Consider the following 16,952-nt stretch of genomic DNA (forward strand, 5'->3'; position numbering starts at 1 on the left):
ACCGTTACCGTACGGATCCCGTTACGGTAACGGGGGAGGTCGCGCTACTTGATTCGGTGAGTCAGCCCAGCGAACGGGCTGGCGGCAGCTACTTTGATCTTGGGCAGCAGCTTTCGAACGCGGGCTTCGGAAATCCCGAACTCCTCGGCGGCAGCCCTGGTCCCGTGCTTCTCGCGGAATCTGCTGAGCTGGGCTAGATCATCAGCTGACCATTTCTTGGCAGTCCCGTTCGGCGAGCGCTGTGCTGGCTCTTGAAACTCTTCCGCCTTGGCGACGGCCGGCGCCAACCTTGCCGCGCTACTGGCCGCGCGCTTCAACGCGGGATCGATCTTGATGGCCTGGTTTTCCTCAGCCCATTCAACAACATGGATTGGCGTGCATTGCGGGCCTTGCAGGGCCCGCGAACGCTGTACCAGCGTTCGGAGTCCGTCGTACTGACTATGAAATGCCGCGGGGGCTGCGGGCTTTTCAAATGAGAGCAGGCCGGGTGCCTTGTTCAATTCTGCGGCGAGCGTGGCAGGGTTGACTGATCTTGGGTCTCGCCCTAGCAAAAGGGCGGCGGCTTCATCGGCCGTCCAATATTCCACCTTGCACCAAAACTCGTAGTCGGCCTTTGCGGCGGGCAGGTTGTAGAAGCGTGCAGCCTCTTTCTCCGCTCGCTTTGCAGCGGCTTTCGCCTCTCGCTCGCGTTCCGCGGCAGCCACCTTCGCCGCAAGCTTGGCGCGGCTTTGCACGGCCAGCTGGGCGACCTCCGCTGCGGGCAACGCTTCTAGTCGAGTTCGGTACTCGTCCATTTCCGCCTTGATCGCTGAGGCACTCGGCGCTGCAGGCGTGGGCGCCGCCGCGGAGATAGCGCCGCGCTTCTGTGACTCCTCGAACGACGCAAACGCCTGGATCAGAGGCAAGAGTGGAAATCGCTCCTTCAGGATGGCGTCAATGTCTGCCTTGGATGCCTGGGTCATGGATTGGTGTTGGAACTCGCTGCAGCGGTGCATTCTGCATTCGCCGGCGTTGATGACGACCCGCTAAACGCCCGTCGGCGGGCTTCGGACGACTTCCTTAGGGATGCTCCCTAAGGAAAGTGTCCTTAGGGGTAGTGCGCGAACCAGGCCAGACAAACCCCTAAAGGGGTCCGCACCGTGCAAGCCCAACTATGACTCTTCAATCGGCGTTCTAAGTGCCGTACGTACTGGGGTAGGGGCACACCCATTCGTACGTACGTACGTGGGAGAAGCGCCGTATGTACGTACGTTACGTACGGAGCGAGTGCGCAAGCTGCCGTCAGGTGACAGCCACCAATCTGGGTCCATTGCCACCCGATTGGGCGGCGGCGAATGGCACCCTCGCCTGCTCAAGAATCCATGCCTCGATACGCTCATGATGAAGGCGTAGCAGGTCTAGAGGCCGGCGCTTGTAGTGCTTCTCAGCCGTGGCACTCGGCTTGTGCCCTTGAATCTGGGCAACCACTCCAGACGGAATTTCAAGCCACTCGGTCAGGCTAGCAAAACTGCGGCGCAGCCCGTGCAAGGTCAGCCCTTCCAAGCCAACGGATGCACACGCGCACCGATGCGAAGTGCTGGGGTCGGTCAGATGACCAGAAACGCTCGCCTGCACAAGCTCGCCAGTGGGCGCAACTGAACCTTTGCGGCCATGCTTGGCTTGTCTTCGCTTGATGCTGATCGGGTTGAGGCTCAGCGCACGAGTGCTAGAGAAAACCCATTCATTGCGCCGAGGCAGGCTCGTCAGGATGTGCGCAACGTAAGGCGTCAGCGGAATCACTCGCTCGCCCTCTACCTTGTCGCGGATGGTCATGCCTTTCCATTGAAGGTCCAGATCCTCCCAACGCAACGCAAGGACTTCGCCGGGGCGCGCGCCGGTTAGAAGCACGGTCTGCAGGTACGCGGCAATGACAAGGTTCGGGATCTTGCGAACCGCCTCAAACCAGACGGCCAACTGCTCACGCTGCAAAGCGTCGTCCTTCACCGCTGGCTTACCCAAAGCCTCACGGGCCTTCTTAGTCCTGGCCGGGTTAGCCGTCGCAAGCAGGTGGGAATAGTCGGGGTGCTCAGCGCACCAATTCAAGAACACCTTCAGGCAGCGCCAGCACAGCCGTGCATAGGTCGGACGAGTCTTAGCCTGCTCGGTGGCCCAAGCCTCAACGCGGGCAGGCGTCAGGTCGCGTAGGGGCAGGTGCATCAGCTCAAATACAGGGCCAGGGACAGTCTTGGGTCGCTCGCCAGAAGCAAGACGCTTCACACCCCGCTTCGCGACTTCGCCACCTGGCTTTGCCATCTTCAAATGGTCGGCGTAGTGACGCTCACCCCAATGCGGGCGACGGTCAGCCAGGTACACATCCCATACGGAGCCAAGCGCAATCTCGGCAAGTCGTTCGGCCTCGACTTGCTTCGCGTCTGCCACCTTCTTGGCTTCAGCGGCAACCAGCTTCTGCCGCTCCAGCTCTCGCGGGTCTACCCCGCTGTCCACAAGCTGCTTCAATTCAGCCGCGCGTTTGCGAGCAGTTTCAAGGCTCCAGTCCGCAGCAGTGCCAATGCCAACGCGTATCGTGGCGCCGTTCAAGCGTGCTTCAAAGGCGTATGTCTTGCGGCCTGTAGGAGTCGCGCGAAGCATCAGAGATGGGGCATCGGTGTCCCAAAGGAAAGCTTGCGATTTGCCCTCGGGGCAAGTGAAGGCAGCCACCCGGCCCGCCGTCAATCGAACTCTGCTGCTGTCCTTGGACATCTGCGCCCCGCTTGGCTGTAGGCAATCTGTAGGCAAATTGACTGGATAAAGACCAATTCAATTCAACACCAGGTCAGCCAACAATCGCAATAAGTTGTTGATTTTCATAGTGTATATCAACACTACACAACATAGGCAAATGCGCATTTACGCCGAATCATAATCCGCAGGTCCGGGGTTCGAATCCCTGAAGCGCCACCAAATAATGTCCTTGTGCCCACGGGCTGTCGGACAGAAAAGCCACCCTAGCGGTGGCTTTTTGCTTTTCTGGCTTTCATCACGACAGAAGACCGGCTGGCGGCAGCTTCACAAGCCGCACCCTCGGTGCTCCCGCGTTCACGCGCGCACCTTGCGGCAAACTATGCCGATGCACATCCCGAAGCAGGCTCCGTGAATCGCCGCGCGCTGCCGCTGCTAGCTTCATTGCTGCCCTGCCTCGCACTGCCGGCGGCGCGGGCCGATGAGATCGTGTTGGCCTCTCCGGACTTCTGGTGCCCCTTCAGCTGCAAGGCCGGAGATCCGCTGGAGGGTTTCACGGTCGACATCATCCGGGCGATCTTCGGCCCAGCCGGCCATCAAGTGCGCCTGGTCAACGAAAACTACTCCCGCGCCCTGCTTGACGTGCGAGCTGGCCGCTACACCGCCACGCCGTCGACCTTCCGCGACGAGGCCCCCGACTTCGTCCTGCCAGAGCAGCCGATCTCGCGCAACCGGTACTGCGTCTATGTCTTGCCCCAGCAGCGCTGGACCTACACGGGCCCAGGCTCACTGCGCGGCAAGCAAGTGGGCATCGTCCGCAACTACAGCTACGGCTCGGAGCTGGACCGCCTAATCAAGGCGCAGCCCAAGCAGTTCGACGTGCATGCGGGCGATGGCTTGACCGAGCGCATGCTGCGCCGGCTCGAGGTCGGCCGCATTGACGCCTTCATCGAAGACGAAAACCTGGTCACCTACACCCTGCGCCAGAAGCCGGAGCTCAAGGCCCGCAGCGCAGGCTGCGAGGCCCCGACCTATGCCTTCATGGCAATCTCGCCTCAGCATCCCAAGGCGCAAGCCTATGCCCGGCTCTTCTCGGAAGGCATGCTGCAGTTGCGGCGCACGGGCCAGTTGCGCGAGATCCTCGCGCGCTACGGCTTGCCCGAGTGGCCCCTGCCCGGCCAGCCTGCACCCTGAATCCTGGCGCGAACGATCACGAGGGGGCCCGCGAAAACATCAAATGCCCCATCCGCCACAGCTGCGAGAAGAAGCGGCCGCCGCGAGCAGCTCGCTCGGCCGGAGGCATTGAGGCCAGCAGCGGCAGCGCGAAGATGTCGCGCAAGCTGCGGCTGCCGTCGGCAGCAGCCAGCAAGGCTGACTCGGTGGGGCCGAGGTCCAACGTCACTGAGCCGCGACGGAATTGCGCGGGCTGTTGGCCGCTGGCGGCGCGAATGCAGCGGAAGTCGGGCATCCACTGCGGCCGCAGCAGATCCCAATCAGGGGCATCGAAGTCGATCCTGCTCGCCACAGCCGCTGGCCGCGCAATCGCCATGTGCATGCCGATGCGCAAGGTCAGCGATTCCACCACCGCCCATTGCTCTGCATCGGGCAGGCGCGCCACGGCTTCGCGCACGTCTGGCTGGAATTCGTTCAGCGCCGCATCGGCAAAGTAGAGGCCGTTGTCGATCCAGCTGTGCAGCTTGAGGCCGCCCTGCTCCAGCATCTCGAGCAGTTGCGGCACCGTGTAGGCCCGGTCTTGCGGATGCAGGAAGGTGTCGACAAAGGCGGTGTCGTGCTTCAGTTCCTCGGCGCCGCTCGTGTACCAGCGGGCGTAGTGGTGGCTCGGCAGTTGCCCGACCAAGCGTCGCCCAAAGGCCACGCCCTCGGGGCTTTGCGGCACGTTCAGGCGGCGCAGCGCATCCTGCAGCAGGTAGACGCCGGTGCGCGTGGTCGCGCCGTAGACCATCAGGAGCATCGCGCCTGCCGGATCCAGTACGGAAGCCAGAGCGCGCAGTCCTTCATCGGGATCGGCCATGTGGTGCAGCACGCCGGAGCAGACGATGTAGTCGAACTGCTGACCGACTTGCCCCACCTCGCGCAGGTCCCCCTGGAACAGGCGCAGGTTTGTCAGCCCATGCTTGTCCTGCAGAAAGCGTTCATGGGCCAGGCTGCTTGATGAGAGGTCCACGCCCACGACCTCGCAGTCGCGGTTGGTGAAGGCGAAATAGGCGGCCTGCACCGTGCCGCAGCCGGCGCACAGGATGCGCAGCTTCTGGCGGGGCCGGCCCTCGGGCCAGATCAGCGGCCCGTAGCGGCTGGGGTCGCCGAACTGCTGGTAGCCGGCCGCGATCTGGGCCTCGAGGTCGCTGAAGGGTTCGGGGTAGGCATAGGCTTCGTACTGCCGGGCCACCATCGTGCTGACGTCATCCATGGCGCGAGGATACGTGCTCCATCAGGTCCGACCCGGCCCGCCGATCAACGCACGGATCGACGCTCAGATCGCCACTCAGATTGGCGCGCCCGGCGGCACGGCCGGCAGACGGCGCAGCTTCACCGATTGCGGGTTGGCAAGGTAAGCCTGGATCAGCGCCGCCGCCTCCCTGCGGTTCGCCTCGGCCGGCTGCTTCTGCAGCCACTGCGCCAGGTCGCGCAGCCGCTGGCGCAGCTCGGCATCGACGCCGGCATGCAGGCGCCCGCCATCGAGCAGGCCGAGCAAGCCATCCACCACCACCCAGTTGACGGCCGTCTGCACCGGGGCTGCGCCAGGCACGCCCTTGCTGAGGCCGTCGCGTTGCCAGGTCGCCTTCAGCAATTGATCGAGCAGTTCGCCCACGCCGGGCTGAGCCGCATCCCGGCCTTGCTGCCAGGCCAGGCGATTGAGCCGCTCGGCATTCATCAGCAGGCTGCCGAAATGCGCGGCCGCTGCCTGCGCCGCCGCGAGCGGATCGAACTGCGTGGCCATGCGGTTGGCAAAGTACTCGCGGCCGCGCTCATAGCCCTCGGCGGGCGGTGTGAGCTGGTCCAGCAGCGCCGCCGGCAGCGCGAGGCTCTCGGCCCGCAGCGTGCCGACCAGCCGCGCCAGCGCCTGCCGTTGCACCGCCGCCGGCACCGGCCGTGCACCGGCCTTGACTGCGCCGGAGCGCGCATCGCCCGCCAAGCCGTATTCGAACTCCGCCCCCCCCAGCAGATGGGCCAGCGCCTCGCCCTGGTAGCGGTGCAGCAGATAGACAGGCACCAGCCGCGCCTCCAGCTCGCCCAGCTGGCGCTCAGGCGGCAGCACATCGACCGAGAAGCTGCGCAGTGCGCGCTGGCGCACGGCCATCAGTTGGTCCCAGGTCTTGATCGAATCGGCGCCGAAGTCCCACAGCACGCCATCGGGATGCTGGCTGCCCGGGCTGCGCGAATCGCTGTCGCCGACGTAGAGCAGACCCTGCGCCCTCGCCTGGGCACGCAGCCGGGCCAGTGCGGCCGCCTCGTCAGCCGCCGAGCCGAACTGGCCATAGGCATGGGCGACGATGAAGTCATCCCAGGGCCCGAGGCCCACGCCATAGGCCTCGCGCAGGTCGACCTCGCCGGCCGCATCCAGCTTCACCAGCGGATGCGGATAGTCCATCACCGAGCCATTGCCGGCACGGCTGGCCGCGAAGTTGTGGGAGAACCCGAGCGTGTGGCCCACCTCGTGCGCCGAGAGCTGGCGCAGCCGCGCCAGCGCCATGTCGAGAGCCTGCTTTTGCTTGGCCTCGCCGCCCTTGGCATAGGCGGCCAGCAGGCTCTCGGCGATCAGGATGTCCTGGCGCACGCGCTGCGAGCCCAGCATCACCACGCCCTTGATGATCTCGCCGGTGCGCGGGTCGCTGATCGGCGCGCCATAGGACCAGCCGCGCGTGGCGCGGTGCACCCACTGGATCACGTTGTAGCGCGCGTCCATCGGGTCGGCGCCCTCGGGCAGCATCTCCACGCGGTAAGCGTCCTTGAAGCCGGCCTTCTCGAAGGCCGTGGCCCACCAGCGCGCGCCATCAAGCAGGGCCGAGCGCACCGGCTCGGGTGTGCCGCTGTCCAGGTAATAGACGATGGGCTTCTTCACCGGGCTCAGGCGCGCCGACGGGTCGGTCTTCTCGAGCCGGTGGCGAATCTGCCAGGCGACGTTGAGGCTGCTTGCCAGCGGCGTGCTGAAGTCGGCGTGCGCGATGTCGATGCCGCCGGAAGCCGGGTGGTAGGCGCGCGGCTGGAAGCCGGGCTCGGGCAGCTTGATCAGGCTGATGTGCTGGCGCAGCGAGAGGCTGCTGGCCTCCATCGCCACATCGCGGACGAAATTGCCCTCGCCCGTGCCGTCGAAGGTCAGCAAGGCCTCCAGCTCGACATTGGCCGGGAAACCCTTGCTGTTTTCCACCAGCACCGCGCTGCGTTTGTCGTCAACACGGTAGGCGCCTTGCCGGCTGTCGCGCAGCCGGTTGATCACGCCGTGGCGGTCTGCCAGCAGGAAGCTGGAGAAGTCGACCAGGTGCTTGCCCTCTTCGCTGGCCAGGATCTCGCCGGACCACAGCACCGAGGACGCGAAGGCCTCGACCACGCTGGTCCGCTCGGCCGGGTTGGCCGCACTGGCGCGGAAGCGCGTGTTCTCCTGCACCAGCAAGAGCTTGGCGCCGCGCTTCTCGAAATGCACCAGCCGGCTCTCGCCCGGCTGGCCGCGGTCCAGGCCCACGTCGTTGGAGCCGAGGCCGAAGGGCAGCGAGCTCAGCAGCAGAAAAGGCTGGTCCAGCTGGGCCGCGCTCAGCGAGAGCAAGACCCGACCCCGCGCCGGATCGCGCCAGACGTCGATGAAGCCCGGCTGCGGCTCCAGCGCCTTGGTCAGGTCACCCAGCGTGGCCGCCTGCGCAGCCAGCGGCATCAACAGGCTGAAGCCCAAGACCAAACCCAGTTTGCGAAGCTGCCTCATAGGAACCCTCTCCTGCCCGTGATGGGCAAGCGATCCTAAGCGCGGCGCCACCTGCGGCCGCCTGCGGAGTTCCCGAGGTTCAGCGGCGGGTTCAACGCATATCGCCCAGCGCCGGATCACTGACCGAGGGCCGGCCGGTCTCCACATGGCCGGCGAAACGGCGCTCAAAGCCGGGCACGCCGTCCAGTTGCACGCTGAAGTCGTACCAGTGCTGGCTCTCGGCGAGCGGCCAGCGCAGCTCGACGCTCTCGCCGGCCGCAAGCAGCTGCCAGCGCGGCGCCGGATCGCGGTACTTCTCGGCGCGCACCGCCACGCGGCGCGGCTGCGTGCCCGCATTGCGCAGGCGCAGGCAGAGCGTCTCGCCGTCCACCACCGCGTCCACCTCCACGCCCGCGCTGGCGGCCGAACCGCTCAGCTGGCGATGGAAGCCATTGGGCCCGAGCAGCCACAGGTCATAGGCCGCCTCGGGGCCGTGCGGCATCCATCGGTCCTGCAACTGCTTGCCCGGCTCCACCGTGTAGCGGCGCGGCAGCGCCTGCAGGTTCAAGCGGTCGTAGACCTGCAGCACCAGGGCCGCGTCGCCGCTGTTGCGCAGGCTCAGCTCGACGGCCGACGCATCGGCCTGCGCCTGCACCTCGGCCGCATAGGGCAAGGGCCGCGCCGGCCGCGTGCCCACATCCTGGCGTGGCAGCTCGACGCGGCTAGGCGCCGGCGGCGTGGTCTTGCCCGGCAGGCGGCGCGCACGCTCGGCCAGCGCCTGCGTGTCCGGCAGCTGCGCGGCGGCGAACGCCAGGTCGCTGGGGTTCTTGAAATCAAAGGCGGAGGTCAGATCACTGCAGACCGCGCGGCGCCAGGCGCTGATGTTGGGCTCGCGCACGCCGAAGCGCGCCTCCAGGAAGCGGATCACGGAGGTGTGGTCCGCCACCTGCGAGTTGACCCAGCCGCCCCGGCTCCAGGGCGAGATCACGTAGAGCGGCACGCGCGGGCCGAGGCCGTAGGGCCGGTGCAGGGTCTTGGGCGAAGAGCCGTTGAGGATCTCGTGGTACTCGCCCGCCGTGCTCACGGTCGAGCCGCCAGCCAGGCGGGCCTTGGCCGGGTCCGCGTGCCATTCGAGGTAGGACGGCGGCGCCGGCGGTGGCATGTGGTCGAAGAAGCCGTCGTTCTCGTCGAAGTTCACGAGGAACACCGTCTTGCTCCAGACCGCTGGCTTGCTGGTCAGCGCCTCCAGCACGCGGGCCGTGTAGTCGGCTCCTTGAGCCGGGCTGGACGGGTCGGGATGCTCGGAGTCGGCCTCGGGCGCCACGATCCAGGACACCTGGGGCAGCTGGTCGGCCAGCACATCGGCCTTCAGGAGATCCAGGTGGCGGGTGCTGATGCCGCGCTGCTTCAGTTCCTCCGAGTAGCCCGGCCGGCCATACCAGGCATCGCGGAACGGGCGGAAGCCGGCGAGCGGGTTGTCGTGGAAGTTGTCCGCCATGTCCTGGTAGACCTGCCAGCTCACACCGGCCTGTTGCAGGCGCTCGGGGTAGGTGGTCCAGCGGTAGTCGTCGGCCGGGTCGGGCTTGAAGAACTCGTGGCTGTTGTCGGTGGCCGGCCCGCCCTGCTGGCCCAGCGGGTCGTTCGTGCCGGTCCAGTGGAACAGGCGGTTGGTGCAGGTGCCGGTCTGCACCGAGCAGTGGTAGGCGTCGCAGAGCGTGAAGGCATTGGCCAGCGCATGCTGGAAGGGAATGTCTTCCGCGCGGAAGTAGCCCATAGCATGGTCGTGCTTGGCGCGCGGCCAGGCGCTCATGCGGCCCTGGTCCCAGGCGGCCTGCGCATCGCTCCAGCTGTGCGGCGTGCCCTCCATGCGCATGTGGGCGAACTGCTGCTGCGTGTTCAGGTGGAAGGGCGCGATCAGGCCCTTGCCATCGCGCGTGGGCTGCAACCACACCGGCCGGTGGCCGCCGGCGCTGTCGGGCACCGGCACCACGAAACGGTCTCCAAAGCCACGCACGCCGCGCAGGGGGCCGAAGTAATGGTCGAAGCTGCGGTTCTCCTGCATCAGGATCACCACATGGGCCACGTCCTGCAGCGTGCCGGTGCGCCGCTCCGGCTCGATGGCCAGCGCGCGAGCGATGGCCGGTGGCAGTGCCGCCAGCGCGCTGCCCGCGCCCAGCTGCTTCAGGAATCCTCTTCGTCCGCCCTTGCGCTCCACCATCTCGATACGCCTCAACGCTCCGGTATCAGACGCCAGGTCGGCTGCGCCGGCTCCGGCAGGTTCAGTGCCCGCACGCGGGCCCGCGCTGCCTCGCTCAGCGGCACACCCCAGTGCAGGTAGTGCGCTTCGAGGTTGTGGCCACTGAGGCGCGACAGCAACTCGAAGTTCTTGTCGTACTGCAATTGCCTGCTCGCGATGAGGGCGCGCTGCTCGGCCTCGGGCAGTTCGCGGTAGGCCCGGAACAGCTGGCGGAACAGCGACCAGCCCTGCTCCGGGAACGCCGCCTTCAGCTGCATCATGAAGACCAGCTTGTCCCAGACATCGGCATCGTCGGCAAAACTCTTGATGCGGCCCGCCTCCAGCTTGTCCACGGCCGCCTTGTACAGGCCCTTCTCGACCAGGCGTGACGTCACGCCCTCCTGCTCCAGCGCATGCAGCGAGAACAGATTGACCGTCGATTCGCTGCCGAACGCATTGCACCAGAGCGCGAACTGCTGGTAGTTGTGGCCGATCTCGTGCACGTTGCCCCAGTCGGTGCGCGCCTTCTCGGGCACGGCCAGGCGCCAGGTCGAGGTGGCCATGATGGGATAGCCGGCATGGGCATAGCCCGCCGTGATCTGAGGGTCCCACATCAGGTGCTGCTTCAGCGGCGCTTGCTGCGGATGGGCGGCGCCCTCGCCATCCAGGCCGGCCAGCCATTCGTGGCGCTCCACGTGCCGGTCGTAGTGAGCCATCAGGGCGATCGGATCGTCGAGCGAAGCCACCTGGTCCTTGGGCACGGTGATGACGGCGCGGCGGCCTTCAATCGTCACCCAGGGGCTGGGCCGCGCGCGTATCGCCGGCCAGTCGGCGAGCGCATGGCGCGCCGTGTCGAAGTAGGCGCCCTGGATGGCGCCGCTGATGCGCAGGCCGAGCTGGCCGTCTGCGTACTCGGGCGACTCGATCACCAGGAAGCCGCCGTACTGCGAGCGCAGCTCGGTCACGCCGGCCTGCAGCGGCTGGGTGGTGGAGACGCTGGCGAAGCGGCGCAGCTGCTTGTCGTTGTTGATGGGCTGGCCGTCGGTGCGCAGCACGTCGCTGTGCGTGCCAATGCGCGCATAGACACCTCGCACGAGCTCTGCCATGCCACTCACCTCGATGCGGATGACGGCACCGGCCGGCGCCCACAGGCCGGTGTGCAGGGTCTGGCGCCAGCCCGGCGTCCAGCCCGGGTGGCTCAGCTTGCGCACCCTTCGGTCGAGCTGGAACTCGGCGCTGATGCGCGGCACCGAATCGGCCACCTCGCCGGGAAAGCCGCTGACGTCACGCGGGAAGGGCAAGGGCTGGTCCAGCGGAGCCCGGCGATTGGCCAGATCGCGCTGCCCTTCCTGCAGGAGCGCCGCGGTGTCCGAAACGGCAATCGGGTAGCGAAGCACCGGTTCGGCCGGCGCTTTGGGCACGCCAGGCGCCTGGGCGCATGCACCCAGGGCCAGCAGGCTGAGGCCCAGGCACAACCACGCCCCCACCCTTACAGGTTCCAGCCTCATTCGCGCCCCTCCGGCTTCAGTAGAGGTCGTCGAAGGCGAAGATCGGCTTGCGCGTCTTCCACAGCCCCGCCGTGAAGTCAGGGAAGTCCAGGGTCTTGAAGCCGCTGGCGATCGACTGCTCCGACAGCGGCGTGATCGCGCTCCAGGCCACGGCGTCGTAGATGTCGATGGGCATGGGTGCGCTGGCCTTCAAGGCCTCGATGAAGGAATGGATCACGAAGAAGTCCATGCCGCCATGGCCGGCGCTGGCCGCGGTGGCGGCGTGCTTCTTCCACAGCGGGTGGTCGAACTTGTCGCCATATTTCTCGAACGGCTCCCACTGGTGCGCCGGGCTGATGCCTTCCACATGAATGGAGCGGTTCACATCCATCCACAGGCCCTTGGTGCCCTGCACGCGGAAACCGAGCGAGTAGGGGCGCGGCAGCGAGGTGTCGTGCTGCAGGATGATGGTCTCGCCGTTCTCGCAGGCCAGCGTGGTGGTGACCACGTCGCCGAGCGAGAACTTGACCGCTGCGTTCGGATGGCTCTTGCCGCCCTGCGCCTCGATGTACTCGTGCAGGCCGCGCGCCTTGGTGGCGAAGCTGTTGATGTGGGTGAAGCGGTTGCCGCGATGGATGTTGGCGTACATCGCACAGGGGCCGATGCCATGGCTCGGATAGAGCTCGCCATTGCGCTTGACCGAATGCTCGGTGCGCCAGCGCGCTTCACTCCAGCCCTTGGATCCGAACTCCACGCCGCCGCCATAGGCCTTGCCCGGCGTGCCCGAGTTGAACTTCACCGCGCGCAAGTCGTGCTGGTAGCCGCCCTGCATGTGGATCAGCTCGCCGAACAGGCCGGCCCGCACCATCTGCAGCACGGCCATCACATCGCGGCGGAAGCAGACGTTCTCGAGCAGCATGTAGGGCGTGCCGGTCTTGAGCTGGGTGTTGAGCACATCCCAGTGGTCCTGCAGCGTCACGCCGGCCACCACCTCGCAGCCCACGGTGACCTTGGCCTCCATCGCCGCGATGGCCATCTGCGCATGCAGCTCCCAGGGCGTGGCGATGATGACGCCGTCGATCTTGGAGGCATCGAGCAGCTGGCGCCAGGCTTGTGCGTCGCCGTTCTCGCCGACGGTGCGCGGCTTCGGCTTGCCGGCCTTGGCCACCTGGGCCAGGGCACGGTTCAGCATGAAGGGGTCGATGTCGCACAGGGCCGCGACCTCGACGTCATCGCGCCGCACCAGCTCCTGCAAGAGGACCTGGCCGCGCATGCCCGTGCCGATCAGCGCGATGCGCACGCGCTCGCGGCCGGCGGCCCGGGCCGGCCGCTGCAAGCCAGCGGCCGCTGCTGCACCCAGGACCCCGGCGGCCGTGCCGGTGGAAAGAAAGTTTCTGCGATTCATCGTCATGGAATGGTTCTTCAAAGGGCGGTGGGCGTTCAGAACTTGTAGGCCGCCTGGATGCCCACTTCCCGTCCAACCACGCTGTACTGGCCGTGGCGGTAGGGGAAGGAGGTGTTGGTGACGTCCTTCGGACCGAAATTGTTGAGCAGATTGTTGACCGAGATGCTGAGGTCCAGCTGCTTGCTGTAGCGCATCGAACCGTTCCAGTTCACCAGCACATAGGGCTTGAGGCGGTAGACCTCGGTGGCGCCGGTCGGCTGGGTGGCCACCGGCAACTTGCCGTAGCGGGTCACGAAAACATTGCTGCTGTAGTCAGCCATGCTCCAGCCCAGGGCCAGGCTCATCTTGTTCGGGTAGTCGAAGTTGCTGCGGTCGTTGCGCCAGTTCTTGTTGATCGCCGCGTCCTTGTTCTGCTGGAAGTAGGAGCGGATGGTGTTCGAGACCTTCAGCGTCGCGCTGTACTGTCCGTAGTTCGCAGTCTTGAACCGGTAGTTGGCGCTCAAGTCCACGCCCTTGGTGCGATAGAACGCGTCGTTCAGGTAGCCGCCGGTGATCAGCATGATGTTGCCGATGCTGCCGTCGGTCGTGGCCTCGCGCACCACGCGGCCAGCCATGGACTGGCAGTACAGCGAGTCCGGCGCGTAGTCGACCTTCTCGAGGTTGTAGTCGAGGCCCGTCTTGCACCCGTTCTCCGCGTCGATGATCTCGTTGAAGCCTAGCGAGCGGATGCGGTTGCGCATGCGCAGGTCGTAGTAGTCCACCGTCAGCGAGAGCTGCGAGCTCACGTCCCAGACCAGACCGGCGCCAAAGGTGGTGCCGGTTTCCTCGCGCAGCGTCGGGTCGCCGCGGGTCACCGTCGTCGTCGTGTACTGGTAGAGCGAGTTGCCACACTGGCTGCCGAACAACAGGCCGGCGGCCGTGCAGCGGTAGGTGTCGTTGATGGCCGAGGAGCCGCCGGTCGCCTTCTGGTAGATGAAGTGCATGTCCGGCGCCTTGAAGGTCGTACCGTAGTTGACACGCGCCAGTACGCTGCTGGTCGGGCGCCACTGCAGGCCCGCACCCCAGGTCTTGGCCAGGTCGATGCTGGAGATGTCGTCGTACTTGTCGACGCGGCCCGAGACCGTGCCGGTGACCGTGCGCCAGACCGGCACGCTGAGCTCGCCGCCCACCGAGGCGCGCTTGCGCGAGCCGCCACCGCCGGTGGTCAGGAGGCCGTACAGCGTGCGCACATCGGGCGTCAGGCCCACGGGCGGCGTGGTGTCGTAGCCCTGCGAGGCGTACTCGCCGACGAGGGCAAAGCCCAGCGGCTGGTTGAAGAGCCGGGTCAGCTCGCCAGTGATGGAGCCCTGAGCCTGGGTCACCCAGGACTTGTTGACGTACTCGACGTTCTCGGAGATCGACGAATACTCCTGCGTCGTCATCGGCCGGTACCAGCGCTCCTTGTTCAGCTTGTAGCAGGGCGTGGTGCCAGCGCCGGCGCAGGCCGGATCGTTCGCTGCCAGCAAGGGGCCAAAGAAGAAATCCGACAGCGAGGAGCCATCCATCACGCTGCGCTTCATGTTCGAGGTCTGCTCGGCGCGGTTGATCGACAGCTGCCAGTCGTAGCCGCCGCGCGTCACGCCCTTCAGGCCCGTGGCGATGTCGAAGTTGGTTTCGGTGAAGAACTGGCGTGCGGCGTTGACACCGCCCAGCTCGTCCGGCGTCAGGCGGCGGAAGGCATTCAGGCGGCGCTTCTCGCCCGCATCGAACCAGGTGGAGGTGACGGCCTTGCCATCGACCTGCGGGCCGCTGATCGACAGCAGGCTGCCGCCGCCCAGGGCCTTGGAGTGGTAGCCCATCAGGCTGGCCCAGGCGCTGGTGTCCTTGTTCAGGTTCCAGTTGCCCATCAGGTAGCCGCCCATGTCCTCGCGGCCGGCCACGCGCATGAACAGCGGGTCATTGCCGTCCCAGCCGCAGACCGGGCCCAGCGTGTTGACCGTCTCGGTCGTGCCGACCTTGGTGATGCTCTTGGAGGTGTAGGGCGTGAAGCCGAACTTCTCGCAGGTGCCGGCCGGGATGTCCAGCGTGGTGTTGGACAGCGGATTGCCCGAACGGACGATGCGCAGCGACACCGGCGCCTGGTAACCGAGGCGCGGGTCGATGGGCGCCGGGTTGTCCTGGTTGGAGTCCATGAAGTCGCGGTCGTAGCCGAACAGCGGATCGACCTTGCTGCCCTGCAGCACATAGATGAAGTTCGAGTTCTCGCTGGCGCGGCCGCCCATCCATTCCACGTTGCGGCTCTTGCGGCCGCCGCTGGTGGCACCGCTCAGGCGGACCTTGACGCTGTCGCCCGAGTAGTTCTCCTTCAGGATCACGTTGATCACGCCGGCCACGGCGTCCGAGCCATAGACAGCCGAGGCGCCGGCCGACACGATCTCGATGCGCGCGACCGCCGCCGACGGGATGTTGCCAAAGCTGGCGAAATTGCCGGCACTGCCATTGGCCCAGGGGTAATCGGCCGTGCGTCGGCCGTTGATCAGCAAGAGCGTGCGGCCGGCACCGAGGCCGCGCAGGTTGATCTGCTTGGCCAGTGGCGCGAAGGAGCCGGCGTTCTCGTTCAGCCCGGTGCCGGTCGCCTGCATCAGCGTCTGCAGGGCGTCGAAGACCGTGGGCGTGCCGTTCTTGGCCATGTCCTCGGCCGTGATCACCGTGACCGGGTTGACGCCCTCGACGCTCACCTGCTTGATGCGCGAACCCGTCACTTCCACCCGCTCCAGCTTGTCGGCCTCGGGCGGCTTCACGGTCTGGGCCTGGGCCCAGCCGGCCAGGCCAGCGGTGATCAACAGGCTGGTCAGTCGATTGAACTTCATGAATGTCATCCTCTCTGTTTTATGGGTCTTGGCTCGATGTCAGAGCGACATCGGCGTGCTCTTGCTGTCGCCGGGCAGGTTCAACGGCCGGCCGACGGCGGTGCCGCCGGTGCTCAAGCGGAACTTGCCGTTCTCGACGATGTGCTGGTAGTTGGCGCAGACCTCGTTGTGCGTCGGCGTGTAGACGGCCGTGCCATTGGCCTTCTTCACATCGACCCAGAGGCCCGTGGCCAGGTCGCGGTACTTGACGTTGCCGAAGTAGGCGGCGCGCGGCTTGTTGGCCAGGCAGCTCGCGGCCTCCGTGCTCCAGTCCTCGACGAAGCCGTAAGCGCCGGCATTGGTCTGCGGCCGCGGCAAGCGCATGGTGGCGAGCTTCAGGCGCACGCCATCGGTCGGGTCGGTGAAGTAGACCGTGTAGTCCTGCTTGTTGTTCGGCGCGGCCGCCACTTCCATCTCGAAGCGGTAGGCCACATTCGTCTTCGGCACGAAGGCCGATTCGCACTTGATGCCCGTGCCCTCGCCGCCGAAGAAGCCGCATTTGGAAATGCCGCTGTCGATCACCTCGGGGCTCACGCCATTCACATCCCACAGCGAGAACAAGCGCTGCTGGCTCTGGATGCCGGTGTAGCCGCCGTTGATGCCGATGACCTCGTAGTAGGTCGTGGGCTCCCAGGTGATGGGCGTGACCTCGGCCGAGAACTTGTCCCAGGACGGCGTGCTCCAGCTCAGGTGGATGGAGTTGGCCCGCGTCGAATGGCCATAGGCGGTGCCCGTGATGGCCACGGCCTTGATCGTGCCGTCCTTGTTCTGGATGCTGACGTCCATGGTTTGCGCCTGGGCCGAGCCGGCGGTCCACCAGGCGGTGACGTAGCCGTTGGCATCGGCCACCGCGTTGTCGGCAAAGGCCCAGCCGCTGGCCTCGCCGCCGCGCGGCTGCCAGGCCACGGTGCAGCCGGCTTGCGCCTTGCCATCAAGCGTCACCTGGACCTTGAGCTTTTCGGGCTGGTGGGTCGTGTTGGCATCGGTCGGGCCGGGGTCGTACAACGTCTTCGAGAACACCGAGCCCATGCGCGCCAGGCCCGCCGTGGGCGTGAGCGCAGTGATGGTGGCGCCGTTGGCGCAGTCCTTGGTCAGCGGGCCCACCGGCGTGGGGTCGGTAGGGGTCGTCGGTGTGCTCGGGGTTGTTGGCGCGGAGGGCGTTGCCGCCCCTCCTCCGCCACCACCACCGCCGCAGGCGCCCAGCAGGGCCAGGCTGGCCAGCGCTGCGGCCAACGGCCGCGCGCCTTCCACCGCGCGATACGTGATCGCGTGCTTGCTCTTCCTCATCATCTTGCGTCCCTCGCGC

At 66.5% G+C, this 16,952-nt stretch carries 10 protein-coding genes; 1 reads left to right on the plus strand and 9 read right to left on the minus strand.

Annotated features, from left to right (window positions below; genetic code table 11):
* Positions 1-44 precede the first annotated feature (44 nt).
* Together J7U46_RS06245 and J7U46_RS06250 are read right to left on the minus strand one after the other, a co-directional pair.
* The gene (locus J7U46_RS06245; protein ID WP_282823952.1) at positions 45-962 is read right to left on the minus strand and encodes a hypothetical protein; all 918 of its coding nucleotides are present in this window, start codon (positions 960-962) and stop codon (positions 45-47) included.
* 319 nt (positions 963-1,281) lie between these two features.
* Complete coding sequence (locus J7U46_RS06250; protein WP_282823953.1) at positions 1,282-2,739, minus strand: integrase family protein; 1,458 nt, start codon at positions 2,737-2,739, stop codon at positions 1,282-1,284.
* Positions 2,740-3,129: 390 nt separating this feature from the next.
* On the opposite strand from J7U46_RS06250, the gene J7U46_RS06255 reads away from it, so the two are divergent.
* Entirely contained in the window at positions 3,130-3,912 is a 783-nt protein-coding gene (locus J7U46_RS06255) for a transporter substrate-binding domain-containing protein (RefSeq protein ID WP_282823954.1), read from the plus strand.
* 16 nt (positions 3,913-3,928) lie between these two features.
* On the opposite strand, the gene J7U46_RS06260 is transcribed toward J7U46_RS06255, so the two are convergent.
* The 7 genes from J7U46_RS06260 to J7U46_RS06290 form a co-directional block, all read right to left on the minus strand.
* Positions 3,929-5,146, minus strand: a complete 1,218-nt coding sequence (locus J7U46_RS06260; protein ID WP_282823955.1) for a class I SAM-dependent methyltransferase — start codon at positions 5,144-5,146, stop codon at positions 3,929-3,931.
* A 75-nt stretch (positions 5,147-5,221) separates the two neighbouring features.
* A complete protein-coding gene (locus tag J7U46_RS06265) occupies positions 5,222-7,651 on the minus strand; it encodes a zinc-dependent metalloprotease (protein ID WP_282823956.1) in 2,430 nt (809 codons plus the stop codon).
* A 91-nt stretch (positions 7,652-7,742) separates the two neighbouring features.
* Positions 7,743-9,863 (minus strand): phospholipase C, phosphocholine-specific, encoded by a 2,121-nt coding sequence (locus J7U46_RS06270; RefSeq protein WP_349239484.1) that lies wholly within the window; start codon positions 9,861-9,863, stop codon positions 7,743-7,745.
* On the minus strand, positions 9,860-11,374 hold the full coding sequence (locus tag J7U46_RS06275; RefSeq protein ID WP_282823957.1) for a M60 family metallopeptidase: 1,515 nt from the start codon (positions 11,372-11,374) through the stop codon (positions 9,860-9,862). Before J7U46_RS06275 ends, J7U46_RS06270 begins: the two co-directional genes overlap by 4 nt.
* A gap of 16 nt (positions 11,375-11,390) precedes the next feature.
* Positions 11,391-12,758, minus strand: coding sequence for a Gfo/Idh/MocA family oxidoreductase (locus J7U46_RS06280; RefSeq protein ID WP_282823958.1), 1,368 nt, complete (start codon positions 12,756-12,758; stop codon positions 11,391-11,393).
* Positions 12,759-12,793: 35 nt separating this feature from the next.
* The gene (locus J7U46_RS06285) at positions 12,794-15,607 is read right to left on the minus strand and encodes a TonB-dependent receptor (protein WP_282823959.1); all 2,814 of its coding nucleotides are present in this window, start codon (positions 15,605-15,607) and stop codon (positions 12,794-12,796) included.
* 39 nt (positions 15,608-15,646) lie between these two features.
* The gene (locus J7U46_RS06290) at positions 15,647-16,936 is read right to left on the minus strand and encodes a DUF3472 domain-containing protein (protein ID WP_282823960.1); all 1,290 of its coding nucleotides are present in this window, start codon (positions 16,934-16,936) and stop codon (positions 15,647-15,649) included.
* Between the last annotated feature and the right edge of the window lie 16 nt (positions 16,937-16,952).

It is taken from the genome of Pelomonas sp. V22 (genome assembly GCF_030014915.1).
In the GTDB taxonomy this organism is placed as follows: Bacteria; Pseudomonadota; Gammaproteobacteria; order Burkholderiales; family Burkholderiaceae_C; genus JAUASW01.